26 protein-coding genes and 1 pseudogene are annotated in these 26,624 nt (G+C 41.3%); 12 read left to right on the plus strand and 15 right to left on the minus strand.

Annotated elements, in window-relative coordinates; translation table 11 throughout:
* Positions 1-40: 40 nt before the first annotated feature.
* Entirely contained in the window at positions 41-346 is a 306-nt protein-coding gene (locus J7E57_RS03340; protein ID WP_215125188.1) for a YdhR family protein, read from the minus strand.
* Between the two features lie 307 nt (positions 347-653).
* Here J7E57_RS03340 and J7E57_RS03345 point away from each other — a divergent pair, with 307 nt between their 5' ends.
* From J7E57_RS03345 to J7E57_RS03360, 4 genes are all read left to right on the plus strand, one after another.
* The gene (locus J7E57_RS03345) at positions 654-1,154 is read left to right on the plus strand and encodes a peroxiredoxin (RefSeq protein ID WP_215125189.1); all 501 of its coding nucleotides are present in this window, start codon (positions 654-656) and stop codon (positions 1,152-1,154) included.
* Positions 1,155-1,318: 164 nt separating this feature from the next.
* Complete coding sequence (locus J7E57_RS03350) at positions 1,319-2,563, plus strand: MFS transporter (RefSeq protein ID WP_215125190.1); 1,245 nt, start codon at positions 1,319-1,321, stop codon at positions 2,561-2,563.
* A 43-nt stretch (positions 2,564-2,606) separates the two neighbouring features.
* Positions 2,607-3,332, plus strand: coding sequence for a nitroreductase family protein (locus J7E57_RS03355; RefSeq protein WP_215125191.1), 726 nt, complete (start codon positions 2,607-2,609; stop codon positions 3,330-3,332).
* Positions 3,333-3,403: 71 nt separating this feature from the next.
* Positions 3,404-4,051 (plus strand): response regulator, encoded by a 648-nt coding sequence (locus J7E57_RS03360; RefSeq protein WP_215125192.1) that lies wholly within the window; start codon positions 3,404-3,406, stop codon positions 4,049-4,051.
* Positions 4,052-4,148: 97 nt separating this feature from the next.
* On the opposite strand, the gene J7E57_RS03365 is transcribed toward J7E57_RS03360, so the two are convergent.
* Positions 4,149-4,604, minus strand: a complete 456-nt coding sequence (locus J7E57_RS03365; protein ID WP_317196510.1) for a cupin domain-containing protein — start codon at positions 4,602-4,604, stop codon at positions 4,149-4,151.
* Between the two features lie 282 nt (positions 4,605-4,886).
* Here J7E57_RS03365 and J7E57_RS03370 point away from each other — a divergent pair, with 282 nt between their 5' ends.
* Together J7E57_RS03370 and J7E57_RS03375 are read left to right on the plus strand one after the other, a co-directional pair.
* Positions 4,887-6,476, plus strand: a complete 1,590-nt coding sequence (locus tag J7E57_RS03370) for a GMC family oxidoreductase (RefSeq protein ID WP_215125194.1) — start codon at positions 4,887-4,889, stop codon at positions 6,474-6,476.
* Positions 6,477-6,682: 206 nt separating this feature from the next.
* Positions 6,683-7,597: an oxidoreductase gene (locus tag J7E57_RS03375; protein ID WP_215125195.1), complete on the plus strand. Its 915-nt coding sequence runs from the start codon at positions 6,683-6,685 to the stop codon at positions 7,595-7,597.
* Here J7E57_RS03375 and J7E57_RS27225 read toward each other — a convergent pair.
* Positions 7,594-7,719 carry a hypothetical protein gene (locus J7E57_RS27225; RefSeq protein WP_262897865.1) on the minus strand — a complete coding sequence of 42 codons (126 nt, stop codon included), beginning with the start codon at positions 7,717-7,719 and terminating at the stop codon, positions 7,594-7,596. The genes J7E57_RS03375 and J7E57_RS27225 overlap by 4 nt on opposite strands.
* A gap of 111 nt (positions 7,720-7,830) precedes the next feature.
* Between J7E57_RS27225 and J7E57_RS03380 the strand changes: the two genes are divergently transcribed.
* The 5 genes from J7E57_RS03380 to J7E57_RS03400 all read left to right on the plus strand — a co-directional run bounded on the left by J7E57_RS03380 (position 7,831) and on the right by J7E57_RS03400 (position 12,772).
* Complete coding sequence (locus tag J7E57_RS03380; protein WP_215125196.1) at positions 7,831-9,195, plus strand: aldehyde dehydrogenase; 1,365 nt, start codon at positions 7,831-7,833, stop codon at positions 9,193-9,195.
* Between the two features lie 154 nt (positions 9,196-9,349).
* Positions 9,350-9,583, plus strand: coding sequence for a hypothetical protein (locus J7E57_RS03385; protein ID WP_215125197.1), 234 nt, complete (start codon positions 9,350-9,352; stop codon positions 9,581-9,583).
* Positions 9,584-9,807: 224 nt separating this feature from the next.
* Complete coding sequence (locus J7E57_RS03390) at positions 9,808-10,695, plus strand: alpha/beta hydrolase (protein ID WP_251029781.1); 888 nt, start codon at positions 9,808-9,810, stop codon at positions 10,693-10,695.
* A gap of 488 nt (positions 10,696-11,183) precedes the next feature.
* Positions 11,184-11,969, plus strand: coding sequence for a hypothetical protein (locus J7E57_RS03395; RefSeq protein WP_215125198.1), 786 nt, complete (start codon positions 11,184-11,186; stop codon positions 11,967-11,969).
* Between the two features lie 26 nt (positions 11,970-11,995).
* Positions 11,996-12,772, plus strand: coding sequence for a DUF5602 domain-containing protein (locus tag J7E57_RS03400; protein WP_215125199.1), 777 nt, complete (start codon positions 11,996-11,998; stop codon positions 12,770-12,772).
* 155 nt (positions 12,773-12,927) lie between these two features.
* On the opposite strand, the gene J7E57_RS03405 is transcribed toward J7E57_RS03400, so the two are convergent.
* The 11 genes and pseudogenes from J7E57_RS03405 to J7E57_RS03455 form a co-directional block, all read right to left on the minus strand.
* Entirely contained in the window at positions 12,928-13,530 is a 603-nt protein-coding gene (locus J7E57_RS03405; protein WP_215125200.1) for a response regulator transcription factor, read from the minus strand.
* Between the two features lie 47 nt (positions 13,531-13,577).
* The gene (locus J7E57_RS03410; protein ID WP_215125201.1) at positions 13,578-16,637 is read right to left on the minus strand and encodes a sensor histidine kinase; all 3,060 of its coding nucleotides are present in this window, start codon (positions 16,635-16,637) and stop codon (positions 13,578-13,580) included.
* A gap of 356 nt (positions 16,638-16,993) precedes the next feature.
* A pseudogene (locus tag J7E57_RS03415) lies at positions 16,994-17,833 on the minus strand (oxidoreductase); the annotation flags it as partial.
* A gap of 94 nt (positions 17,834-17,927) precedes the next feature.
* The gene (locus J7E57_RS03420) at positions 17,928-18,929 is read right to left on the minus strand and encodes a bestrophin family protein (protein WP_215125203.1); all 1,002 of its coding nucleotides are present in this window, start codon (positions 18,927-18,929) and stop codon (positions 17,928-17,930) included.
* 105 nt (positions 18,930-19,034) lie between these two features.
* Complete coding sequence (locus J7E57_RS03425; RefSeq protein ID WP_215125204.1) at positions 19,035-19,847, minus strand: SDR family oxidoreductase; 813 nt, start codon at positions 19,845-19,847, stop codon at positions 19,035-19,037.
* A 47-nt stretch (positions 19,848-19,894) separates the two neighbouring features.
* Positions 19,895-20,287 (minus strand): GlcG/HbpS family heme-binding protein, encoded by a 393-nt coding sequence (locus J7E57_RS03430; RefSeq protein WP_215125205.1) that lies wholly within the window; start codon positions 20,285-20,287, stop codon positions 19,895-19,897.
* Between the two features lie 215 nt (positions 20,288-20,502).
* Positions 20,503-21,429 carry a helix-turn-helix domain-containing protein gene (locus J7E57_RS03435; protein WP_215125206.1) on the minus strand — a complete coding sequence of 309 codons (927 nt, stop codon included), beginning with the start codon at positions 21,427-21,429 and terminating at the stop codon, positions 20,503-20,505.
* An 11-nt stretch (positions 21,430-21,440) separates the two neighbouring features.
* Complete coding sequence (locus tag J7E57_RS03440; RefSeq protein ID WP_215125207.1) at positions 21,441-22,142, minus strand: SDR family oxidoreductase; 702 nt, start codon at positions 22,140-22,142, stop codon at positions 21,441-21,443.
* A 184-nt stretch (positions 22,143-22,326) separates the two neighbouring features.
* Complete coding sequence (locus J7E57_RS03445) at positions 22,327-22,848, minus strand: nuclear transport factor 2 family protein (protein WP_251029782.1); 522 nt, start codon at positions 22,846-22,848, stop codon at positions 22,327-22,329.
* On the minus strand, positions 22,845-23,411 hold the full coding sequence (locus J7E57_RS03450) for a VOC family protein (RefSeq protein ID WP_215125208.1): 567 nt from the start codon (positions 23,409-23,411) through the stop codon (positions 22,845-22,847). The genes J7E57_RS03445 and J7E57_RS03450 overlap by 4 nt, the downstream gene beginning before the upstream one ends.
* A 152-nt stretch (positions 23,412-23,563) precedes the next feature.
* The gene (locus J7E57_RS03455; protein WP_215125209.1) at positions 23,564-24,775 is read right to left on the minus strand and encodes an MFS transporter; all 1,212 of its coding nucleotides are present in this window, start codon (positions 24,773-24,775) and stop codon (positions 23,564-23,566) included.
* Between the two features lie 194 nt (positions 24,776-24,969).
* On the opposite strand from J7E57_RS03455, the gene J7E57_RS03460 reads away from it, so the two are divergent.
* Positions 24,970-25,830, plus strand: coding sequence for an oxidoreductase (locus J7E57_RS03460; RefSeq protein WP_215125210.1), 861 nt, complete (start codon positions 24,970-24,972; stop codon positions 25,828-25,830).
* 264 nt (positions 25,831-26,094) lie between these two features.
* On the opposite strand, the gene J7E57_RS03465 is transcribed toward J7E57_RS03460, so the two are convergent.
* On the minus strand, positions 26,095-26,430 hold the full coding sequence (locus tag J7E57_RS03465) for a nuclear transport factor 2 family protein (RefSeq protein ID WP_215125211.1): 336 nt from the start codon (positions 26,428-26,430) through the stop codon (positions 26,095-26,097).
* Between the last annotated feature and the right edge of the window lie 194 nt (positions 26,431-26,624).

The following is a 26,624-nucleotide window of genomic DNA, read 5'->3' on the forward strand; positions in this document are numbered from 1 at the left end:
TATAACCTGCAATTCGAATAGATTGCAGGTTATATTTCGATTAGCGGATACCGCGGGTAATCCTGGAAGCATCTTCCACAACCGGGTAATCTGTTATTGTCAGGTTTTTCAAAAATGGCAATTGTCCAACTTGCTCAATAATCTCAGAAGTCATAAATGCTTCCATATCCGCTTTGGTCTCCCAAACGTAGAAACTTGCATACTTTTGATCAAAATCAGCCATCCATACTTTTGAATATAAGCCTTTAGCTGCCGCAACCGGGGCTGCAAAGGGATCTGTAAATTGTGCGACATAAGCTTCCTGGCTTGGAAGATCAATCACATAGGTGAAAATTTGTGCGTGCATCACTAAAAGTTAACAGGTTCACTATCGAACCATAACGCAAAAGTCCAAATTTAACATCGTATCCAGAATCCCTCAAATAGGGCGGACAGTATCCCCGTTTTAGGTGAAGTCCCACTTAGCAAAATAAGGTTACTGATGTGCTCAAGTTCCTTTTTAAATCTTTTTTTTGCTCATGTGCAGCGAAAATTATCGATAATTCTTCATTATGAAAATTAAACCTGTCTCCTCAGATATCCCCGTACGATATTAACCCTGGTTAATATTTCCTTCTGATTTGTGCAGTAGTTTTGGGAAAAATTTCAATAGCATGACAACACTAAGCATAGGTGACCATATAGAGGATTTTACGCTGCGGGATCAATATGGGAAGTTATTTAAGAGTAAAGATTACCGGGACAAGAAGATGGTAATATTTTTTTATTCCAAAGATGAAAGTGTGTTCTGCACGAAGCAAGCCTGTGCTTTTCGGGATAGCTTTTCAGAATTTATCGAATCAGGGGTGATAGTCCCCGGTATCAATTTTGGTGAAATAGCGAGTCATGCTCATTTCGCAGCTGAAAACCGCCTGCCTTTTATCCTGCTTAGCGACATCAGTAATATGGTGTTAAAAAGCTTTGGAGTTAAGAACTCTCATATTTTTAGTGGTCGTGAGACTTTTCTTATCGATGAGGATGGTATCGTGCGTTACAAATACCGTGCATTTTTGATAGTAATGGTCACGCTGAGAAAATGCTTGAGTTCCTTCATTCAGCCAGCATACAAAATGTCAATTAGCCGTTTGCACCTTTCCAGAGTTTTAAATCATTGAAATTCATAAAAGATCCTTTGCATTTGTCATCTGTCAAGCAGGTTTTTAATAAGAAATTTACCATTGAGTACTGCATCCCCCACATAGGTGATTTTCCTGAATGGCCAGGGGTGCTAATTTCGTCCCAACATTAACAATTTAAATTTACCCATAATCTTCCATAAATGACAAAAGTCAACTTTAAAAATAGACCCGAAAATACCTTACCCATAGCAGCCATAATATTAGCTTCGCTGGGCTATTTTGTCGATATTTATGACCTCCTGCTTTTTAGTATTGTTCGTCTGCCAAGCCTCAAATCCCTTGGGTTAACAGGTGAGCATGCGACAACATCAGGTATTTTTCTGCTCAACATCCAAATGGCCGGCTTGATGATAGGAGGCATTTTTTGGGGTATTCTGGGCGATAGAAAAGGACGACTGACGGTGCTGATGTCTTCGATTTTGATTTATTCGCTCGCCAATATTGCCAACGGATTTGTAACCACTGTCGAGCAGTATGCCTTTTTCCGGTTTATTGCCGGCTTTGGTTTGGCTGGTGAACTGGGTGCCGGCGTCACCTTAGTTGTGGAGCTAATGCCTAAAGAAAAACGCGGATATGCAACAACCGTCATAGCAGGAGTCGGAATCAGCGGGGCAGTAGCTGCACACTTTATGGCCCAGGTCTTTGACTGGCGTACCGCATTTATAACCGGTGGAATTCTTGGGCTTTGCCTCTTGATATTAAGGGTCAGGGTTGCCGAGTCCGGAATGTTTCACCAGGCAAAGTCAACAGGGCAGCAGCTTGGTCAGTTTATCTCCCTTTTCAGTGATAAGAAACGATTTTTGAAATACCTGAAATGTATCTTATTGGGTCTGCCGCTGTGGTTTGGTGTCGGAATACTTATCACCTTATCGCCTGAATTTGGAAAATCACTTGGTGTTCAAGACGCTGTAAATGCCGGGCTGGCCATAGCTTGCTGCTATGGGGGAACCGTAATTGGAGACATCGCAAGCGGACTGCTTAGCCAGTATCTCAAAAGCCGTGTAAAAGCAGTTTTTGTATTCCTGACTTTAACCGCAATTGCAATATTCTTATACCTCACTTTACATGACCTTAGTCTATTCGGTTTCTATGCCGTTTGCACATTTTTCGGCTTTGCCGCCGGTTACTGGGTGCTTTTCCTGACCATCGCAGCTGAACAGTTCGGAACAAATATCCGAGCAACCGTGACCACCACCGTTCCGAATTTTGTCAGAGGTGCGGTTATACCACTCTCTTTTCTCTTTCAATACCTGAAAGGTCTGCTTAATGGTTCACTCGTTCAGTCAGCAGGTATTGTGGCCTCAATCACACTTGTCACCGCCTTTTGGGCGTTGAGCAGGACAAGGGAAACCTTTTCAGCGGACATCGATTATATTGAAAAATAACCAATCATACATTAAAAAAACATACATATAAAATCTTTTAAAAATGGAAAAGCAAATTGAAACAAAAATTATCGAAGGATTCCCCTATATACCCTATTCAAAGCCTTTCGTAGATCACGAAGAGATGTTAATAAAATGCCAGGAATTTCTGGGCTGGATGGACAAGCGGCGTACAATAAGGGATTTTTCAGACCAATGGGTTCCGAAAACAGTAATTGAACAGCTAATCCTCACAGCCTCAACAGCACCATCAGGCGCACATAAACAGCCATGGGTTTTTTGTGCAGTGTCAGATCCAATAGTTAAGAAACAAATCAGGCAAGCTGCAGAAAAGGAGGAGTTTGAAAATTATCAAAGCCGAATGCCGGAAAAATGGCTGGAAGCTTTACGTCCATTTGGTACCGACTGGCATAAACCTTTTCTGGAAACTGCACCTTGGCTTATTATAGCTTTCAAGAAATCCTACGATATCGGAGCGGATAAAGAAAAGATAAATAATTACTATGTCAACGAATCAGTTGGTTTGGCCTGCGGATTTCTAATGGCGGCAATTCATAATGCCGGACTCGCGACCTTGCCCCATACGCCAAGTCCAATGAACTTTTTATCTAAAGTGCTTCAACGACCGGAAAATGAAAAAGCATTCTTGCTACTCCCAATAGGTTACCCTGCTTCGGACTGTTTCGTGCCTGATTTGAAAAGAAAATCGCTTGATGAAGTTTCCGTATTCTATGATCAGCCTCATTTGGATTCTACTCCACAATTATAAGAGCAATTGCTGATCGTAAAGCAGAACCAATCAATGGCAATCTTAAATTAAAACATAACACACAGAAAAGAATGAGCATTAGAATAGCCATATTTGATGATAACAAAAACATTCGCGACAGCATCATAATGCTGCTAAATACTGACTCCATGTTCGAAATTGTGGGAAGCTTTGAAAATGCGATGAATTGTATTGAGCAAGTGCGCATTTCAAGACCTGATATCGTATTAATGGATATTGAGATGCCTGGATTAAATGGGATTGAGGCGATTAAGGTGCTAAACAAGGAATTTCCACTTGTTCAGGTGCTCATACAAACAGTCTTTGAGGATGATGAGCGTGTTTTTGATGCGATTTCTGTCGGCGCATCAGGTTATATCCTAAAAAACCGTTTAAATAGTTCACTGATTGATTCACTCAAAGACCTGCGCACAGGCGGTGCACCGATGAGCCCCTCAATAGCCCGTAAGGTGCTCACAAGATTACAGTATGATTATCGCAACAAGCGACAGGTTACCACCGAAGAATACAATCTCACTGCAAGAGAGAAAGAAGTATTGTCCGCAATTGTCGACGGGTTGAGCCATAAGATGATTGGTTATAAGTTGAATATAAGCTATGAAACGGTAAGAAGCCATATCAAAAAAATTTATGAAAAACTGCATGTGGCTTCCCTAACTGAAGTCGTTGCCAAAGCAATCAACCATAATATTGTATAACGCCGAGAAAGCGTCACACAGGCTAGCCACCCGGATTTAGTAAGTTTGATAAGCCCCCAGGCATTTTTGCATGGGGGCTTATTGTTTTAGACTTTAGCTACAATCTAGTTCCTGGAGGGCCTAATATTTCGTCGCCAATTTTAGCCGTAGCAGTCATAAAGCGCTGCATTGTCGCATCAGGATCTTCGGTTACAGGTACTCCCGTGCCATCATCAGCGGTACCAACATGACGTATAAGTTCAGCAAATCCGCTGGGATAGGCAACCACAAGTGATCTGTTATTGCCATTGCCCGTTGGTGATATCGAATGTGGTGTATTGACAGGAATGAAATAATCGTCACCTGGTTTTAATACAACAGTTTCATCAGGGGTATAAATCTCGATTTCTCCTTCCAGCATGTACACATGTTCCGAATACTTGGTGTGAAGATGAAGTGGTGTTTCCATTCCTTTTTGCATCGTTCCCTCGATCATGTCGTAGGTCCCGCCGGTCTTTTGCTCGTCTGCATGGATACTTAGATGCCCACCAAACAGCCAATAATTTTTTTTCATAATATTTATTCTTCTTGTTTTTATTCAGGGGTCTAATTCAAGCCATTGCATTGACAAACCCCGAAATTGTATTCAAAAATATCGGAATTGCACTATTTAAAATGGTGGTTTGCATCACCGTTATCAGGGATTCAGAAATTGCGCTTCCCAACCACCCAAGTACCGGTAGTGTATTCGTTTACGTATGAGATAGCACCTTAAATAGGGGATAGCCTCACCTTAAACGGGCATTTTTCAGGTATCGCAGCCATACTACTTTTGGTTTGCATAACACGAAACACTATGAATACATCACAAGATTTAAAGCAAGGTTCCCGAAACAATAAATCGGGCAATAAGAAACTACAGGGAAAGTATGATTACATCATAATCGGTGGCGGCTCGGCAGGATGTGCCCTGGCCAGACGGTTACTGGATACTACAGAGGCGACTATCCTGCTGCTTGAAAGCGCCTCTGATGGCGTGGATATCAGTTCAATAACAGAGGCGACCCTTTGGCCACAAAATATCGGCTCTATTGTGGACTATAATCTGCAATACCAAACATCAAGTAATACCGGAAACAATACTTTGATCCTTCCACGTGGAAAAGTCTTGGGCGGCTCAGGCAGCATCAATGGAATGGTTTGGGCTCGTGGTCATCAGGATGATTACAACGGGTGGGCACACGTCGGAAATAAGGGATGGGACTTTCAGTCGGTGCTGCCCTTCTTCAAAAAAATTGAGGACTGGGAAGAAGGTGAGAGTGACTTCCACGGTGCCGGCGGGCCGATAAGGGTGGAGAGAACCAATCCTTCCCATATAGTCTCGGACAGATTGATTGATGCTGCAAAATCCTTCGGCATGCCATTTCTGAAAGACACCAACGGACGATCGCCTGAGGGCGTGGGGCAGATGGTTGCAAATATCACCAATGGTAAGCGATGCAGTCCTTTTAATGGTTATTTGGAGCCGGTTCTGAACAACGAAAGGCTAACGGTGCTCACCAATGCCAAGGTATCTAAAATAGAAATTATAGGCGACCGTTGCACCGGCGTTGAATTTAGCTGGTTCAAAAATAAAATAATAGTGAAGGCAGGGTTCGAAGTTATTTTGTCCGCTGGCGCTATAGAATCACCAAGGTTACTAATGCTTTCGGGCATCGGTCCGTGGGATGATCTCAAGGCCCTTGGCATCAATCCAAAGCTCGATCGTAACGGTGTAGGTAAAAACCTGCACGACCATGTCCTGTTGCAAGGGCTCATTTTTGAGGCTAAGCAGCCGCTAGGTACGGTGAACAATAATCTTTCGGGGGCGGTAGCCTACTGGAAAAGTAATCCAAAACTTAGCCGTCCAGACCTCATGATATTAAGCGGGCAGGTTCCTTTCGTGTCACCGGCCATCGCTGCCAAAAATACATTTCCGCCCAACTGCTTTAGTATTGCACCCGCTTTGATACAGGTCAAAAGCAGAGGGATACTGAAACTGACCTCTTCCAAGACAGATGCCCCGCTACATATTGATGCAAATCTTTTAGGAGAGAAAGCGGACTTGGACGCTTTGGTGAATGCTGTTGAGATTTGTCTTGAGCTCGCTTCACAGCCGGAAATGGCTGATTTGATTAAGAAAATCCGTGTTAATGTGAAAAAGAAAAAGGATATCGCAGACTTTGTAAGGGATGCAGCCGGAAGCTATGCCCATCCGGTCGGTACCTGCAGTATGGGTACCCATAACGACGCTGTTGTTAGTCCGAATTTACAAGTTCATGGTATTCGCGGTCTGCGTATTGCAGATGCCTCCATAATGCCGGCTATTCCAGCAGCCAACACCAATGCGCCAACGCTTATGATTGCTGAATATGCCGCAAAGCTGATTGCTGCAGAAAGGCATTAACCAAGTGCTCATCGAGCATCAAATCTATTTTCATCTGGGCTGATATTTAACGGAAATCAACAAAACTCAGATCGAGGTTCGTAGATGGTCCTAACTGTCGCAACAACAAGCATATCACCGATTTAGGTGATATGCTATCGTGTTCAGTCTGCTTAATATTGCACTTTAAATTAAGGTAAGCCTGCTTACAAAAAACAAGAAGAAATATGTGGTCAAAAGAAGATATAGAAGATCAATCCGGTAAAACCGTAATTATTACAGGAGCCAATAGCGGTATCGGCTTCGAAACTGCCAAAACTTTATATGAAAAAGGTGCGTATGTAATTTTAGCATGCAGGGATATTGTCAAAGCAAAATCCGCTATTGTGGAAATTGAAAAGCAGCCTACATCCGGAAAGCTAGAAGCTGCGCAGCTAGATCTATCCAGCTTATCGTCTGTAAGTCACTTTGCTCAGGTATTTAAGGAAAAGGGTATATCTCTTCACCTGCTCATCAATAACGCGGGGATAATGAATCCGCCCCTTACCTTTACCGCCGAGGGTTTCGAATCTCAGTATGGAGTTAATTTTTTTGGGCACTTTGCATTAACCGCTCACCTATATCCCTTACTCGCGCAAAACATTGGAGCCCGTATCGTAACGGTGACGAGTTTAGCCTATACCTATGGTAGTATCGATTTCAACAATCTTAAGTCCGAAAAATCTTATGATGCATTCCGGGAATATTGTCAAAGCAAGCTTTCCGACCTATTATTCTCATTAGAATTACAACGGCGCATTGCGACTCAAGGCGACCAGGTTCTTTCCGTTGCTGCACATCCCGGGGTAACCAAAACTGAACTATCTAGGCATATGAGTGCCGAGGAATTGGACGGTTTCTCCGAAAGGTTAGGTCCATCCATGATGGTTCAGCAGGGTGCATTATCGATTTTATATGCCGCGGTGTCCCCTAATGTTGTGGGAGGCGGATTTTATGGGCCAGATGCAGACGGTGGCTTGAGAGGCTATCCCGCTTCCACTCTGATAGAGAAAGTTGCATTGGATGAAACACTTGCCAGAAAGCTGTGGAAGTCAGCCCATGCCGCTAGCGGCCTATGCTTACCTGTGCTGTTGCAAATTTAATCATCAAAAAATATGTTGCGCTTTAGCGCATAAGTATAGCGGCCAAAGGTTTCCTCTTTTCTTCGCTTACCTCTTCTGCGCATAAACCCCGAGCTTGGTAAGGTAAAGGTTGTGGGTAGCATCGCAACGTGTTTAAAACTGGAAAACCTGTGGCCCTTTTTTTATCATGCTCAACTTTGAAAGTTAAGACTCACTTCTCGAAGAGCCCTGGTTCATTTATTATTTTAAGAAACATGAAAGAATTATTAGATCTGCAAAGAAGCTATTTTGATTCCAATATCACCAAGTCCCCGGCATTCCGTGTGGCTCAGTTAAAGAAACTTAAGCGTGTCATCAGGGATCACGAACCTGAACTAATCAACGCAGTATATAAAGATTTTATGAAAGGGCAGTTCAATACCTTTCTTACCGAATTTTCAGGATTATACACAGAACTCGATAATTACATCAAGAATTTGCCAAAATGGTCTAAGGTAGAGCGGGCAAAAACAAACCTGTTAAATATGCCTGCAAAAAGTTACCTGATACCTGAACCGCTCGGTGTCTGTCTTGTCATCGGTGCATGGAATTATCCTATCAGCTTAAGCCTGGGTCCGGTTCTCGCTGCCATTGCCGCCGGAAATACGGTGATACTCAAACCCAGTGAAATCACCACCCATACAAGCGCCGTGATTGCGAAAATGATCAGAGCAAATTTTGACCCCTCTTTTTTTACCGTAGTCCAAGGGGGTGTCAAGGAAACAACCGAACTCCTTACACAGGCCTATGACAAAATATTTTTTACCGGCAGCGTAAGCGTCGGAAAGATTGTTTATCAGGCAGCTGCCCTTCACTTAACGCCCGTTACCCTGGAACTTGGCGGGAAAAGCCCCGCAATAATTGCAGCAGATGCTAACCTTAGTATCATTGTCAAAAGGTTAGTATGGGGTAAGTTTCTCAATGCTGGCCAAACTTGTATCGCCCCTGATTATGTATATGTTCATAAAAGCATAGAAGATCAGTTTTTAAAAATACTTTCCGCAGAGATAGATCATGCACAGTTTGCACTGGAAAAGGATAACTATGCACAAATTATAACCACTAAGCATTTAGAACGCCTGATAGCTCTTATTGATGAGCGAAAACTTTTCAAAGGCGGTAGGTTTGATAAAAGTTCAAGATTTCTGGAGCCAACGGTGATGAGCAATGTCAGTCAAGATGACAAAGTCATGGAAGATGAAATTTTTGGTCCTATCTTTCCCATTCTTTCTTATGAAAATATCGAGGATGTAATCAGTTATGTAAAATCCCGTCCTAAACCACTTGCATTGTACCTTTTTACTGAAAGCCATAGCCTAAGGAAAAAAGTACTAACTGAAGTATCCTTCGGCGGCGGTGCGGTCAATGAAGTGATACTCCAGTTTGCAAATGAAAATCTGCCTTTTGGAGGCGTAGGGCAAAGCGGAATGGGGGCCTATCACGGTGAAGCAGGGTTCCGTTGCTTTACTCATTATAAGAGTATACTTCAAAAGCCAACATGGTTTGAGCCAACATTGAAATATTACCCCTATAAACGCTGGAAAGAAAATCTGATAAATAATATCATCCGATTTTCATGAACGTATACTGCTTGAGCAGAATTTCCACGTTGCGTAGCCTTGAAGGAGTGTGCCAAAGTACGATTCTTCAAGGTGCTATGTAATAGACTCATACTTATTCAAAGACATATTTCCGGTACTCAAAAAAAACCCTACAAGGTGATAGAACTTTGTTATGAAAACAAAAAAAATAGACGACAAATTATTCATCTCGAATCAAACTGGAAATGGTGACCGGCAAACGCATCAATCAAATCTGCTCAATCACAACCAATGTACAACTACCCATAATAGTAATGAGAATACTGATGATGTTTCCGCAACTGAAATGCTTCAAATGCTTGAAGAAAATATAGTGCCCGGCGTGGATCATTTGAATATCTTTTCTTTCTGGATGCTTTTTGGATAAAATTTTAAGTACTGAATCTTAATCAAAGTAATTTAATGAGGGACATTGATAATGGATATAATTGAAACTTTGAAATTCATAAGGACCCCTGTGTAATTGCTAATCGTATGGAATCTGATTAGCAGAACTTTGACCTAGGTTCTTCCACAGATAGTCTTAGAACTGAATCTTCCTAAATACGTTCCGAAAGTGTTTCCTTAAATAATGAATTAAAGAATAAAAAAATGAATTTGAAATTAAAAAAATTGATTTTCCTTGTGATTATCGTTATCATGAGCAATGCGCTAATGAGTGCTTCCGCGCAAGTTAAAGACCAAGCCGTTCCTAAACATTCAAAAACAATTGTATTTGTAACTGGGGCCTTTGTTCACCACAGCATCTGGGATAATTGGAAAACTTATTTTGAAAAATTAGGATATCAAGTCATTGTGCCTGCAAGTCTTCACAAGAACTCGACTGTTGAGCAGCTCCGTCTAGATCCCAACAAGCCCTTGTCCGAAGCTAAGCTAGGCGACGTGATCAAACATTATGAACATATAATTGGTGGCTTAAAAGAGAAGCCAATCCTTATCGGACACTCTTTAGGTGGATTGATTGTACAGCACTTGCTCTCTGAAAACCTAGCTCAAGGCGGGGTGGTTATTCATTCCCTGCCACCAAAAGGCGTTATAACTTTCAAATATTCGTTTTTAAAGTCGGTATTTAGACCTCTGGGCTATTTTACGAAACGGAGCGATAATTACATGATGTCCTTAAAGCATTGGGCTTATACGTTTACAAATGGAATGTCTGCATTTGAGCAGGACTCCACGTATAACAAATTTGTAATTCCCGAATCTAAAAGGGTGGCAAGGGGTGCGCTGACGAAGGATGCAAAAATTGATTATAAAAAGCCTCATGCCCCGCTGCTCATTTTATCCGGCAGCGAGGATCATATTATACCCGCGGTGTTAAATTACAAAAACTATAAGAAATATAAGTCCAAAGACTACATCGTAGACTATAAAGAGATGCCTTCACGTAACCATTTTGTATTGGGACAAGAAGGGTGGCAAGAGGAAGCCAGATACATCCAAAACTGGATTGAAACCAATCAATCGAAATTTTGGTAGCAAAACAACATCCTAAATACTTTTGTAGGCGGCTGTAAATTGAATGGCATAAACCTTCTGGAGTGGCTCATGGACATTTTGAGAAGCATGCCAGCACGTAAAGCAAACAAGCCAAATGGATGCTGCGAAGTTACGGGTAGAAGACAACCGCATAAAAAATAGCTGGAGAAAAAATGGGCCCAGCCTATGATTATTTTGGTTTCAAGTAGCGAGGCTTAACTTGAACGATTGGTCGCCCAAAGAAACAAATTTTAACAAATGTAAACCGGAACTGCATCAGCTTTTTTAGCAATACCCTGGTGTTAGGGGAAATGCAAGGGCTCACACTATTCAAGTATTCAACCAAATCCAGGGATCAGGCGGCTCTCAGATACGAAGGATGAACTGGTCAGGAAGATATTGATATCGGTGAGATTCTGCCCGTTTTCGGTGATTGTAGTTCTTCGAAATCCAAAGCAATTTTGGCTTAAGAAAATACGATAATCACTATGAAAAATTTTTTAAAGCAAACCATGGGCTTGGCCCTCCTTACGTGGACATTAACTAGCTGTGATAAAAATGGAGAACACCAGCCTACTTTTGAAAACCGGGATGTTGAAGTTACCGTTGCATCGGGGGATAGTAGCGCAATTATTTCCAAAGTCAATCAGTTTCGTAATCATGCCGGTCTTACGTTAAACACCTTTCCAGATGGTTCCGTGAATGGTCGCAGGGAAATTAATTGGGACGGAGTTCCGGCCGATTTTATCAGTCCGCGTTTATTTCCGGCAAATTTTTTCAATAATATTGATCCTGCAGCCCCCGATGGCAGAAAACGCGGATTAGTTTATACCCCTAATGAAGCGACATTACTAATCAGCGACAACAGCTTTTCAGAAATTGATACAGCATTCAAAAGGCAATTTGCCCAATTCAGTAAAAACAAGTTATTTAGTCCAAAAGGAACAACCACAAGTGAAATACGCTTTATGGTGCCCGGAACCAACACCCCCGCTTATGTAACATCCTTTGGTCTTATCTTTTCCGATGTTGACAATTCAGATGCAACTGTTGTTGCAATTTATGACGGCATTAAACTTATTGGCATAGCCAAAGCGCAGGCTGCAGACAAGAAATTCTCATTCGTTGGTTTGCATACACACAAATCCAGAATTACCCGGATCAAGATTATATCCGGCAATTCAGTTCTGGCCGCCGGCGTCCGTGATGGCGCATCGAATGACATGGTTGTCATCGATGATCTTATTTACAATGAACCTGTTGCAATAAAATAATTTATATCTTTTTAAATCAATAAAATATGTCTAATAACAATTTTTTAAAAACATTTAAGTCGCTCGCTATACTCTCAATCTTGCTCGGTATCTCTTCGTGTAGTAAAAACGATGATGAAAATGGACAAGCGCCTGCAATAAGCTACGGTGAATTTGTTGCTGTGGGTAAGGGTAAAGCACGAACCTACATATCCAAAAATATGGATGGCAGCGTTAAACAAGTCGGTTTTACATTCACTGAGAACGCTCTCGAGGGCTTGCCTGTTCAAAATGCAGAGTTTTCGCTACCCATGCCCGCAGACAATCAAACGCTAATCAAGCACATTTCATTTGATTATGCCGTTGTTGGACATGGTCCGGAGCATATTTACGATGTTCCCCATTTCGATATACATTATTACATGATATCCGAGCGCGAAAAAAATGAAATAACTTTGGAGGATCCAAGAATTGACGTCTTGCCTCCGGCTGCTTCCATACCGAAGAACTACGTTCCAGGTCCAAATCAAGCTAAAATGGGAAAACACTGGTTTGATTCAACATCCCATGAGTATCATGGCAAGGATTTTACTTCAACTTTTATCTACGGATCTTTCAATGGCAAATTTATCTTCATGGAGCCAATGATAGCCGTTAGCTATCTGAAAGAAAAGCCGAACGTAGATTTACCGGTAACCAAACTAGGCGCCATCTCACAAACAGGTTTATATCCGCAGACCTATTCCATTTTGTGGGAAAAGGAGCGTAGAGAATATACCATCGCTCTTTCTGATCTGGCTATGCGCGCCAGTAAAGAATCATAAGTATTTGAGTAGCGCTGTCCCTCCCAATTGGTGAAACGGTGCTGCTCTTTATCCAGCTCAAGAACGCTACTGGCTTAATACATAAAGTCCCATTAGGCGAATTAATGACCCTCATTCAATCCCTTTGTTACGTTGATCTTTCTTGACTTACCAACTCATTGATTGATCAGGTGCAGTTTCTGGTAAATTTTCTTAACTAGCTCTTTCAGTAGATCAGGACTTGTTTTCATCTGTTGAGCGATTATCGTATAACTTTGTCCAATAACGAGTTGTCCCAGAATTTCACAATCTTGCCTGGTCAAGTGCTGTCCGTCTAAGGCGCTCACTTTGCCATGAGAAGTGAGGTTGTGTATATTCAGAATTTCGCGAGCTACCCAAGACATCATCATAGCGCCCCCGGAATGAGTCTCCCTAATGGCCTCTCCGACATGTGATAGACCACTTTTCAGAATATAGCACGTTGCGCCGGCTTTCAGGGAAGCAAAAATTTTCTCCTCATCCTCAAACACCGTTTGAATGATGATGTCTATTCTGGGAATCTCTTTTTTTAGTTTCTTAATTGCATCGATGCCGTTAACCTGCGGCATCTCGATATCAATCAAAACAATATCAGGTTGACAGGACAATACCTTTTCCACGCAGTTGACAGCATCAGAAAATGATCCAACCATCTCGAAGTCCGGATCAATATTGAGTAATAGGATGATACTGTTCCTGATATTTTTATTGTCATCGAAAATGGCTACGCGTATGCTCATATTATAAATTCGACCGTGCTAAGCGGAAAGTTTAATTTAGTTGCGTTTTACTTATTTTTAAATACTATTCTAATGGTTGTACCCATTCCCGGATTGCTTTGATAATTTATCGTGGCATCAAGCTGATCTGCCCGGTTTCTGATGTTTAACATGCCATTACCCATTACGTGATTTCCTTGTCCGGGCATTTCCATATCAAAGCCTTTTCCATCATCTGAAATCTTTAGCTCCACGAAACTTCCACGCTGGGAAAGATGCACCTTTAGGTTTTTACAATCTGAATGTTTAATGGCATTATTGATAGCTTCCTTTAAAATTAGAAAAAGATTTTTTCTCTGTTGCATACCAATATTGGTGATAGAAAATGCTTCATCGTATTCGAAAATAAAATTAATCCCCTTAGCCCTGCATAGTGGTTCTGCATAACTCCTGATCCGTTGCAGGATGCTGGATAGGTTATCGTTTTTTGGATTAATGGCCCAGACAATATCACTCATTTCAAGAATCATCTCATTAGCTGTTACACCAATCGTATCCAGAACCTCATTCATCTGACGCCGCTGATTGCCCTTTGCATATCGCCTTGCAACCTCACTATAAACGGAAATGCTGCTTAGCGTTGAACCAATCTGATCATGGAGATCTTGGGCAATACCATTGCGGATAGCCTGCTGTTGAAGCAGGATGTTCATCCGGTAACGGTAAATGAAATAAATGACTCCTGCCATTAATAAACATACGCTCGTGCAAAACCACCCCGTTAACCAGAATGGCGGGCTTATAATAATGTTGATGACCGATACCTTTGTGGCTTGAGTACCACGCCAGTTGGTGGCCTTGACCTGAAAGCGGTAAGTACCGGCTTTTAAATTTGCGTATTCTGCAAAATTTCGCTTGTCGGCAGCAATCCATTCATGATCATATCCTTCGAGTTTATAGGCATATTGCAAGTTATCCCCGCTATATTCAGGGGCAGCATATTCAATGGTAATCTGATCCTGAGTGTGGTTAAGTTCAATGGTATTTGCCTTAAGCAACTCATTGTAAGAGGCATTAAAAATCTTAAAATCGGTAAAGTAAATATTCGGGTTATGGTCAATTTTAGCCACTTTTGAGGGGTTGAATGTAATAAAGTAATTCAAGCCCGAAGCATAGATAATTCCATCATTGTCCCTAAACATATAGCCCGACAGCCCCCCGGTCTTTTGTAGTCGCGGCATATCATAACAGCTGTACACCTTTATTGCAGGGTCGTATTTATGAATGTGACCATTGCAGAGCATCCAAAGCTTATTATGAGCATCTATCTGCATACCCTCGGACAGATTGCTTGATTCGCTTACATGATAGAACCGCTGCTGCTTTGGGTTGAAATAATTGATGCCTCCACCATAAGTGCTTACCCACAAGTTCCCGCTTAAATCTTCAAGCATATCGAATACATTGTTGCTGCTCAACGAATAGCGGTTATCAAGATCATTGATGTAGTACTTTACAGTTCCGATGTTTTTGCTCCACTCACCAAGCCCGGCCTTGAAGTTTGCTAACCAGACACGCCCTTGCTTTCCCTTGTAGATTTTCCGTATCAGATTATCTTTAATATCGTATTTCTTAAGAATTTTCTTTACCGAATCAGCCCTTGATGTCCATTTCTTTTCAACTAGATCATAATAAGTTAAATAATGTCCATAAGGTGAGACGACCAGCACCGGATGATGATCAATAGTATCTCTGATCACCGATACTATCCGCGAATTGATCAGCTTTTTCATAACCGGATCTTGATCTGTATTTGCTAGAGGGCTTACTGTGCCGGTATAAAGGTCATATCTAAAAAGTGTGAAGTCCGTGCCGATATAGCACTGTTTATCCATATCCATGAAAAAATGAGTTACCGATAAAGGTTTCCCCTGATAGGTTAACTTCCTGTGGTGAAGGAGTCCGCTGTTCCTATCCTTAATATAAAGTCCATTGCTTGTGCCTATTAGCAGATCGCCCTGATTGGTCTTGTAAAAATCATAGATTTTGATGTCCTGATCATCTTTTTCCAGCATATGCTGTTCAAAAGGAGAAAATAAAGGGTTATGCATATTCACACCATTATCTGTACCTATCCATATAATTCCCTGACGGTCCTTGAAAACCGTGTTCACATGGTCATCGCTTAAACTTCCTGCATTTTGCTTTTGATGCCTTAAGTTCACCATGCGTCTCTTAATGGGATCATATAGGACAATTCCGGCCGCTCTTCCCGCCATCCATATTTGTCCCTCAGCATCTTCCGCAAACGATACGTATTCATCCATTGCAATATTGGCACTTTTGAACACAGCATCATACACGCTTTCCTGCAAGCCATCAGCCGCAAGTCGGTAGACTTTCTTATCCCATGAACCCAGCCAAATGCCATCCTTTTTATCTTTGAACATCGAGGTAATACTCGCATGGGGGAGTGAGGCGTACAAATCCTCATAGCGGTCATCGGACTTGTGAGATAAATTACGTGTATTGATTTTAAGCAAACCTCCTCCTGCGCGGCCAACCAATAATGTGTCATTCCTTCCCATCGCCAAAGCGAGAACGCATTTTGTCCCTTTCTTCACCGGAGTATCGAATATCCCCGTTCTTTTATTAAACCTCACAGCAAAGGAGCTGTTCGTTCCCAGCCATAGGCAGTTATATCTGTCCTCGACTATTTTATTGATCCCATTTTCTGGAATACCCCTTTGAGAATGTCCATCGTAACTAAATTGTTTAAACTGCTGCCGGGCAGGTAAACGGTAATCATATCGGCTCATCCCGCCATCCTGTGTGGCAATCCAGATTACGCCATCAGCATCTTCATAAAGATCCTTTATAATATTTCCTGAAATAGTTGTTTTGTCATTATGGCGATGCCTGAAGTAGGCGATCGATCGGCCGTCATACCGGTTAAGACCGTCTTCTGTCCCAAACCAGATAAACCCCCGCTTATCCTGAAGGATGCAGTTTACCTTTCTATGCGAAAGGCCCTGATCCAAATTGATTTTTTTGAAAAAAATATCTGGCGGGACAGTCGCTGCTGTAAAATAGTTAATCAGTATAAGCAATAGCGAGATATATCTCATAGTAAATTCAAATGTTTTGGCGGGAGAGTCATCAACTTCCAGGGTGTTGAAAAGCGTCGAACTGAAAATCAGTTGGAAACCCCTTTGTGCAGGCAATTCGCTATTATCTTAATATCCAAATTGCCGATTAATAGTAATTTACAAAATTAGTGATTTGCATGCGCTGGCAAGGGAGTTGCCGGAGTCAAAATTCACACCTAATTTGGGGATTGCGAATACAAACTTTGTTTATATAAATGACACAAAGTTCAAATCTAACACTGTCAAAAATTACCATCATCTCTGAAATGATGGTAATTTTTGCGACTACCAGTAATCTAACACTGAAAATTTTATTGGAAATCAGCACGCCGAAATTACATTGGATTCACCTCCGTGTCGTGAAGGTCCGTTTCGGTTATAACCTCATGCCAGGCCTCAATATTCTTCTCAAAGCCGGCAACCTTATCCCTAAACCGCTTAATTGTATCTTTCCCCAAAGGAAGATGTACAGGTGGGTTTTCAGATGCCGCAAGCTTGATGAAAGCTTCTGCAAGTTTAGCCGGGTCGCCAGGCTGATTGTAATTCGCTTTGGTGGCAAATCCACGCATCGCGCCAACAGTCTCCGCATAATCTTCTATTATCGTCTCAGACCTGGTTAATGAAGATTCATCCAAAAAATTTGTTCTGAAGAACCCAGGCGCGACGACAGTTGCTTTTATGCCTAGCGGGGCCAACTCCAGCGCCAGACTTTCAGTGATGCCCTCAATGGCAAATTTAGTGGATCCGTACAATCCCCATCCAGCACTTGCGCCCAAACCGCCAAGAGAAGAAATATTTATAATATGGCCCGAATGCTGTTTACGCATGAAAGGCAACACTGCCCTGATCACGTTTAGCGTTCCAAAGACATTAACTTCATAGTTTCTTTTGACTTCCGCATCACTTCCTTCTTCAATTGCTGCAAGTAATCCGTAACCGGCATTATTTACCACAACATCAATACCCAAAAAATGCGTAATTCCGCGATGAATGGCCTCTTTAACTTGAACCTCGTCCGTAACGTCCATTTCAACGATATACAGGTCCGGATTATCTTTAAACCCTTCTAAACCCTTGGCTTCTTTTCGGACAGTCGCTATAACCTTGTCTCCGGAATCCAGTACTTTCTTGGCTATATCCAAACCAAAGCCTCTCGATGCGCCGGTTATCAACCATGTTTTTTCTTTTTCATAATTCTTTTTTTATATTTTTCAAAACTCGCTCCGAGCATCTTAGAATGTATGTTACTGATGGCAATTAGTATTGCCTCTACATCAAAATGTCATTCACCGGAGTAAGCGGACGAGGTATATCGGTATCGCCTATCATTTCTCTTAAATCAATTTCAATTGTTCTCGAAATACTCGTAATCGGGGTATCATTTGCATTCCCTTCAAATGGGTTCTCTGTACTCTCTCCAACAGATTCAAGTACCAGAAACATCCAGCCGACAATTACGCTGGCCGGAATGGTCAACCATATGTATTCATTTCCAAGCTTGGAGAATTCACTAAGAAACCCCAGCGGTAGCATAAGCGCCAGCAGGTAGATAAAATAAAAGCTGATGCTCACAAATTGTCTCGGATAAGGAAAGTTCTTAATCCGTTCACTTCTTCCCTGCAAATCATACAAATCTTTAAGCAACCGTTCCAGTTCCACGTATTCATAGCCTGGAATACATCCGGCCCGATTTAGCGCCCGAAGCTGTTCAGATTGTTTTTTGATAATCTGCGTGGCCCTGTTACTTTTTGTCAGGATATAATCCAGCTCAGAAGCCTCTAAAAATACAGTCAGCTCTTTTTTTATTTCGCTTTCCCATTCCGGAACGGTGAAATATTTGGAATATTCAACGTAGTTGTTTTTGGTTTTTACATTCTCCCAGTTTCTTGATTCCCGTAACTGAAACCTCAGCGCAGTTAGCCATCCCAGATGTCTGTAAATTAAATTTTTGTGGATTTCCTGCTCCTGTTTGTCTTCGGATTTAATAAAACTTGTCACCATTACACCCCAGCTGCGGCTGGAATTTACAATGCCACCCCAGATCCGTCTCGCCTCCCAGGCCCGGTTATAGGTTTGTGTGTTGCGGAATCCGGCAATGAAAGATGCCGCCGTGCCTACCAAGGCAACCGGTACCCAGGGAATCGCAAGCCATTTAAAATCCAGAAAATAGTAAAGCAGGCATGGAATCGTGCTGACAATAAGCATGAAATAAATAAACCTTCTCGACCATGGAATGAAATGAGAAAGACTGTAATATTTTCCAGTATTCATAATTAAATGCTTTTGATATTAAAAAAAGAAATAAGGCGAATGAATGTGGTATTTACCTAAAAGCAAAGAGACACCTCATAGGTGCCTCCTTTACTACTTATCAACCTATATTGTTGCCTCCCAGGCATTCTTTTGATTTTCCTTTAGCATATCCTCAATCGCTTTAGGCATTACATTTCTGAATTTGCCGGTTTCAGATGGAACGATTTCAATCATCGCATCGATCATTTCGTTTGGATCAAGTCTTCCTTCAGGCACACCAAGCATCGCATCAAAAACTGCTTTAAGCTCTGCTTTTTTGGTATAGTTAACCTCATCATTTAACCAGCGGAATGGTGTTTCAGCCATAGTCTCATTGTATCCTGTTAAGTACGGGCCAGGATTTACCGTTTGGATTTGAATGCCGAACTGCTTTACTTCCTGTTGTAAAGCCTCAGCGATAGATTCAAGCGCGTGTTTTGTTGAAACATATATACCGAATCCGGCAGGCGTGAACAATCCGCCCATTGAAGAGGTGAATACAACTTTACCTTTTTTCTTGCCAACGATGAATTTATTGATGAATTTTTGTGCAAGGTTTAATGGTGCGAATACGTTGGTTTCAAAGTTTCTGCGAACCAAACCCAATGGGATTTCGAATACCGGCCCTGCCTCACCAATACCTGCATTACTGAACAATACATCAATGTCCCAGGTTAGTGCATAGGCAACATCATACTCATCAAGGACATCCAATTTTTCAACCCTTAAATTGTCCTGTAACCCCAGCTCAATAGCCTTTTCGCGTAAAGGGGTTACTTGTGGTGAAATTTGTACGCCTGCGATTACTTTGTGGCCCAATTTAGCTAATCCTATGGCTACGCCTTCTCCGAAACCAGAGCCTGCTCCGGTGATCAAAATTGTTTTTGTGTTTGACATGATTTTGAAATTTAAGTATATATGTGATTTTTTGATTTTTTAGATAATTAAATGATGCTTCCTGCAGTGGCAATTTCAAAGTCCTGATCCGGACTTCCTCCTGATATACCAATGTAAGCGACAATATTTCCTTCGGCTTTTACCGGCATACCGCCCTTAAATCCTACAAGCCCGCCACTTGTTTGAAGCATACCGTAAGTGCCCATTTCAGGAGCTAAAAACTCGCCAACCTGTTCAGAATTCATTCTGAATAACATGGCCGTTTTGGCTTTGCCTGCCGAGATATCGATAGACCCCAGGAATGCGTCATCCATTCTGAAAAATAATTTTTGATGTCCTGCTGTATCCAGTATTGTAATGTTGGCATTAACGCCGATTTCATTTGCCTTGTCAATAGCCTGAGTCAGGGCTTTGAAAGTTTGTGTGTGATTAATTTCCATTTTATTTAAGTTTTTTGTTTCCGTTTTGATATACCAAAGGTCAAAAGAAATGATACCCTGATCTGTACCAATTTCAAAGGTTATGTTATTAATTTCAAAGATTTGATGGCTTTATCTTCATCGTTAGCATATCATGCTGTCAACCATGGTAATCTTCAACGAAAAAATGCGTCTCTTTCGGGAAACGCATTTGATTGGTAATGGCAGTGTTTTGGCTAAATGCTCTGGCGGTATAGTAGTGGCGTGCTTTGCGTGTGCTTTTTGAAATAAGTGCTAAAGTTTTGAGGCTCAATAAAACCTAATCTATAGGAAATTTCCTTTAAAGGAATGGTGGAATTCCGCAGCAATGATTTCGCCTCGCTGATCGTTTTTTCCGCGATCCAGCAGCCTACCGATTTGCCGGTCTGGCTTTTCACGATATTATTTAAATAATTGGGGTGTAGGCAGAGTTCATCAGCATAATCCTGAACCCTGTTTGCCCGCTCGTGCATACCTTTGCTCAATTCACGGTAATGTTTTTCGAGCATGATCTTAAATTTATTTGTAATTTCAGATGCCCTGGTCAACTGTAGCTCGGTTGAAGGTCCCTGCCACCAGAATTCTTTTATTTTTAAAAGAACGGCAACCATCATGTGTCCGATGAGCTTGTTTTTATAAGGGGAGCTGGACTCATAGGCGCTCTGTATCTGCAGGTACAAATGTTCAAGCTCACTGAACTGGGTCGGACTTAAAACCTTCGGGTTCAAAGATTCACAAAGTAGAAACGGAAACTCATCAAAAACCTCGGGATGAACATTTTCCTTTAAGAATCCTTCACTCAGGGTTAAATAGTGCAGGCTTTCTACATAGTCCAGACTGAATTGCCTGATGTATCCCGGATTGTTAAAATAGACTGTTCCCGGAACAATTTCAAATGCATTTCCATCACAATAGCATTTCCCGAAGGCATGTTTCGCGAATATAAAAGAAAAAAAGTTTGCCCGGTATATTGGTGACTGTCTCAATGAATGTAGTGAAAATGACTTCAGGTTATAGATGCTAAAGTCGCTGTCTGCTCTTAAACGCTGAGGAGATAATCCCAATTCTGTATAAAAATCATGCACTTTATTAAAGTTTAGCAGTTTGGTGATTTTGGTTTCCATGATCTTAGGTTTTATATGTTTGTCAAAAAATACTGTCCGCTTATTACTGCGCTTAAATCACTGGCCAGAAATTCCGTCAGATTTGCAAGATCATCCAGCTCAGTATATCTTTTCAATAAGGTGTTGTGAACCGAAAAATGTATATGATCCGAACCGGCCTCTGGGTTTTGTTGCAGGATATCCTGATTTAAACCATAAGGTATGATTGTGTTGAATACCGCCTTTTTTTTCCCTATCGTCCTGGAGTGAGCAAGGATAGCCGTACTGAGATCCTTCGACAATTCGCGAGGCATTCCTGTTTGCAGAATCTGCCTGATTATCGGACTTAGGTATATGATGTGTCCACGTTCGTTAATCAATGCGGAACCACTGCTGAAAATCTCAAGAAGATTTTTCCTGTCGGCATCCCGAGATTCTGTCCCTTCGTTACTCATTGATCCGTTAATAATCAGGATGTCAATTACCGGATGTGAAATGATAAGGGTGCCGAAGAAATCCTTAATCTTCACTGATGATCTTAGATCATGTTTTATCTCCACCGCCCGGCTGCCCATGGCTTTGATCGTACTCAGGGTTTGGCTTATTTCGCAGCCTGTATCTTCATGGTGAAGAATAACTTTTGCGCCTAGCGCACCCAGCCGCTCAGCAACCACTTTGCCGACTGGATCACCGGCATTTATGACCAGCGCTGTTTTGTGATTTAATCTCTGCATACCAATATGAATTTGTTAATTCAAAGGTGGAGATAAATGCAGGCAAAGAAATTACACATTCCATTGTATGTATTGCAAAAATCGTAGATTCCTTTTCAATCCATATTTTTGCGACATTAAATCCAAAAAAAAAGAGCGAAGTACATTTGTGCTTCGCTCTTTTCGCATTCTTTGTTTTTAGTTATCACTCATCGCCGGGCAACCTTTTCATAATGTCTCCGAATTCAAGGCCATCCAGAAATGCTGTAACATTAATAATCTTGCCTTCCTTCATCTGCATAAACCAGGCATATGAACTTTTATATCCTTTACCGTCTTTTGCCGTAGCCACCCCATCCCAGTAAGCGATAACCACATCGCCATCTCCATAAATTGCACGCACGGTAGGAACTATTTTTTTAGAAAACCTACGGTTCAACGGATTAATGACTTCATCGATAAATTGTTTCTTGTTCTTGTAAGTTTTAGAATAGGGGGTACTGCCTGTAATGGTCCATACCATATCATCGTGCAGGAGATCGAAAAAATTACCTGTACCCGCTGTCCATCCCGCGAAACCTAAACGAATGGCTTCTTTATTTGCTTTTGTCGTTTCTATATTAGTTTGTGCCATAACTCTGCTTATATTAAATAAAACGCCTAAAATGATGCTGATTAAAAATATCCGGTAAATATAATTCAGCTTTTTTTCGCTTTGGGTTTTCATAATTTCCATTTTAAATGTTGACTATTTTTTTTTACCACTTCGGCAAGCTCGATCATATTACCCCAAGGGTCTTGAAAGAATGCTAGTTTTCTGGTGATCGCTTCAAGGTAAAAAGGCTCACCAACAATACTCACACCACGTTTTTTAAGTTCCTTTAAAGTCTGGTCCAAATCATTAACATGCAGGCAAAGATGGTGATAGCCTCCGTCTTCCAGGCTTTTTCCTAAATCATCATATTTTACTTTGTTTTTTAGTTTTCCTTCCGCAAGGATCTCTATCCAAAAGTCATTATTGTTTGCCGGAGCCAAATAGGCTAATTTTTCATCTGCATATGGCCACTCGTGAATAATACGGAAATCCAGCTTTTCAGTATACCACTTCACTGCCGCTTCATATTCCGGCACCCGTATACCCACATGGTTCCCATGCATACCTGCCAGCGGGCTTTGTGGTTTTAATGCAGGCATTACAAATCCTGTTTTTGAATCCTGTGCAAACAGGCTCATTGCCGACATTAGAATTAGTGCATGGGCAAAAAGAAATAATTTGATGTTCGTTTTCATAATCATAAGTTTTAAAAGTTTGATAATTTATTTTGTTAACCACCGTTCTGCGGCTTTTATTTATTATTAGTACAAATCTCTTAAACTGTTCACCCTCAGTATTAGTAAAACCGCAGGAATCATTATGAATTTCAAAGATATCATCTCGAATATTAGACATGCTTAATATCCATGGACGCCAACTGCCTCTGCTGCCTTTTGAATATATACCACATCAGCAGAAATGATGGAAAGATTAAAATCAGATAACTGTAGCTTAAATTTGCTTCGTCTTTTGCAGGGATGTGGGCGATGATACAGTAAGTGAAAATGGAGAGAATAATATAAACTGACCCACCGGTGAGTCCGCCCGCAATACCGGCATTTTTTGGAAATCGGCTCAAACAATAGGTGAAGTAATTGTTATAGGTAAAACCAGCGCCAACATGAATGATAAAAGCAAATAAAACAAGTGAATAAAGATTTGAGGCATAATTTACACTAAAGATCATCAGTAAGGCAAAGAAAACCTGTAAAGCCCCATTCAGCAGCAGTTTCTTATAAAAAGGTTTTTCAATAGTTGCCTTACCAATAAAGCCACCAAGCATCCAGGCCATACCCAATATAAAAGAAGCATTGCCGGCAGTCGTCGGACTCAAGCCCAAATGATGTTCAATAATATATGGTCCGGTCATATTGTAAATCATTACCATTGCATATGCAAAACAGAGCATCAGCACACCTAGGGTAAAATCAGTGGTGTTGAACATTTCAATATAAACCCTTACCACCCTTTTAAGCTGAAAACCGGCAGCAATTTTTAAGGTCTCCCCACTAAACATCAATTCCAGAACACAAAAAATAGCACCATAAGCCGCCAGAAAATAAAAGTTGGCATACCATCCAAACAAGCTTTCCAGATAGCCGCCAAGGAACGGGGCGAGGATGGGCCCGGCAGACCAGATGATGGTAAATAAACTCAGGTAGTTTTTTAACCGCGTGCCTTCGAAACGGTCAACGAAGAAAGCCCGCTTTGCAACCACAATAATGGCCACGGTGATGCCATGGATCACCCGCATCAGGTAAATTAGATAAATGTCATCCGTTACCGCGATGCACAAGCTTGCAAGCGTGAAGATCACAATCGCCCAGGTCGAAAACTTGTATCTGCCATAACTGTCGAGAATACTTCCGATGAAAATTTGGGATAGTCCATAACTCACTAAAAATAGTGTTAGCGTTAATTGTACCTCCAAACTTCCTGTATGCAAATCCCTTCCCATGTTAGGAAGCGAGGGAATATAAATATCTGTTGCGAAACCCGGTAAAGGAATTAATGCAAATGCCAGCCAGGTGGCAAACCGCTCGTTCTGTTTTTTTAACATATCCGTCTTATAAAAAGTGATGATGAATAAGGTATGAAAAGCTTTAAAAGCCGATCAGGAGGTGAATCTACTCATTGAAAACCTCTTTATGAGGCATTAGAAAGGTAATCTTTGAAGTTCATAATGTAATCTTTGAATTTACTATAACCTGCCCCATGAAATGTGAGCAACTTTGATTCATCAAAAAAAAGAATATGAAAACTCAAAAAACATGGATCATCACCGGCGCCTCAAGGGGATTTGGTAATGAAATAACTAAAGCAGTTTTAGCATCAGGTGATAAAGTTGTAGCAACGGTACGTTCAAAACCGGAAGTGTTGTTTCAACAATTTAATGCTCATGAAAATCTTTTAGTAGTGACCCTGGATGTAACCAATCAGGAACAGGCAAAATCTGTGGCGAAGCAGGCAACGGATAGATTCGGCAGCATAGATGTGCTGGTTAATAATGCCGGATATGGCATATTGGCTGCAGTAGAAGAGGCAACCGATGAAGAAAGTAAGGCTAACTATGAAGCAAATGTGTTTGGAACACTAAATCTTATCAGAGCGGTGCTTCCACATATGCGTGAAAAACGTTCAGGACACATAATCAACGTCTCTTCAGTAGGAGGTCTCTTTGGATATGTGGGCTGGGGTATCTACGGCTCAACTAAGTTCGCAATCGAGGGAATTACCGAATCTCTTGCCCAGGAAGTTAAACCCCTTGGCATTCATGCAACAGTTGTTGCACCAGGATTCTTCCGGACAAACTTTTTAGATGAGTCCTCACTTTCGCGTACTGAAAATGTTATCGAGGACTATGCAGAAACCGTTGGGGCAATGCGTGATTTTGCTACTCAGGCAAACCATAATCAACCGGGAGATCCTGAAAAATTGGCTGCCGCATTCATTCAGCTTGCTGCCGCTGAAAATCCACCGGTACATTTGCTTTTAGGTAATGATACCCTTCAAACCTATCGTGATAAAACCGCGGCGATGGAAAAAGATATCCAGGATTGGCATGCTGTTGTAACAGGTACTGACCATGAAGATGTGAAGTTGGCAAATGCATAAGGCCGGGAAATAGTGAGGGTGATTAAGCGGGTGGCATTAGTTGCCCGCTTTTTTTGCAACTAATGCCACCCGCTTTTACGCTTTCGCTAGGTTCAACAAGACGCAGCTTTGCCATTTGTTATGATAATAGCTACCCATTGCCCTCGTTGGAATTATCGGATATGGATGATTAACATCCGAGGGATCACTGAATCCGCGATTGAACCGATCCTTAATCAAGTATACCTTCATTCATATACCTGCTCCCAATGAGAAGCAAAATTCTTAAACCAACTCTGCCTTGGCCGATATAATTTTTTCACCTCTAAAAACTAAATCAAAGGTTCCCTTTAGCCTTTGATTGGAAAAAGTGCCAGTAAATTCCAAATCAAGATGTACTTCGTTTTCAGAGATGATCTTGATGTTTTTTAAATAGGTCTGGGTCTGATATCCAATAAAATATTCTTCAAAATAAGCTCTTATTCCAGAATGGCCTTTAAATTCCGCTCCCGCTGTCGGATCATCAAGGACTGCATCACTATGGTAAGTATCCAAATAATTTTCAATATCGTATGCATTGCTCATGGCAATCCATTCATTTACAAATTTTTTAATGTCCATTTATTTATGAATTATTTATTACAAATATCCGGTGCCGGGTATTTCAACTTGTAGCCAAAAAGACGTTTGTTGTAGCCATAATAACCGGTAGCTAAATTTTGGCTTTTTGGTTTTATGCCTAATCTCAGGCGTATGGCATTTGGAAGAAATCCTTTGATGCGTTGCCTCAGATTATCTTTGAAATTCATAAAAGA

It is taken from the genome of Pedobacter sp. ISL-64 (genome assembly GCF_018613605.1).
Classification (GTDB): Bacteria; Bacteroidota; Bacteroidia; order Sphingobacteriales; family Sphingobacteriaceae; genus Pedobacter.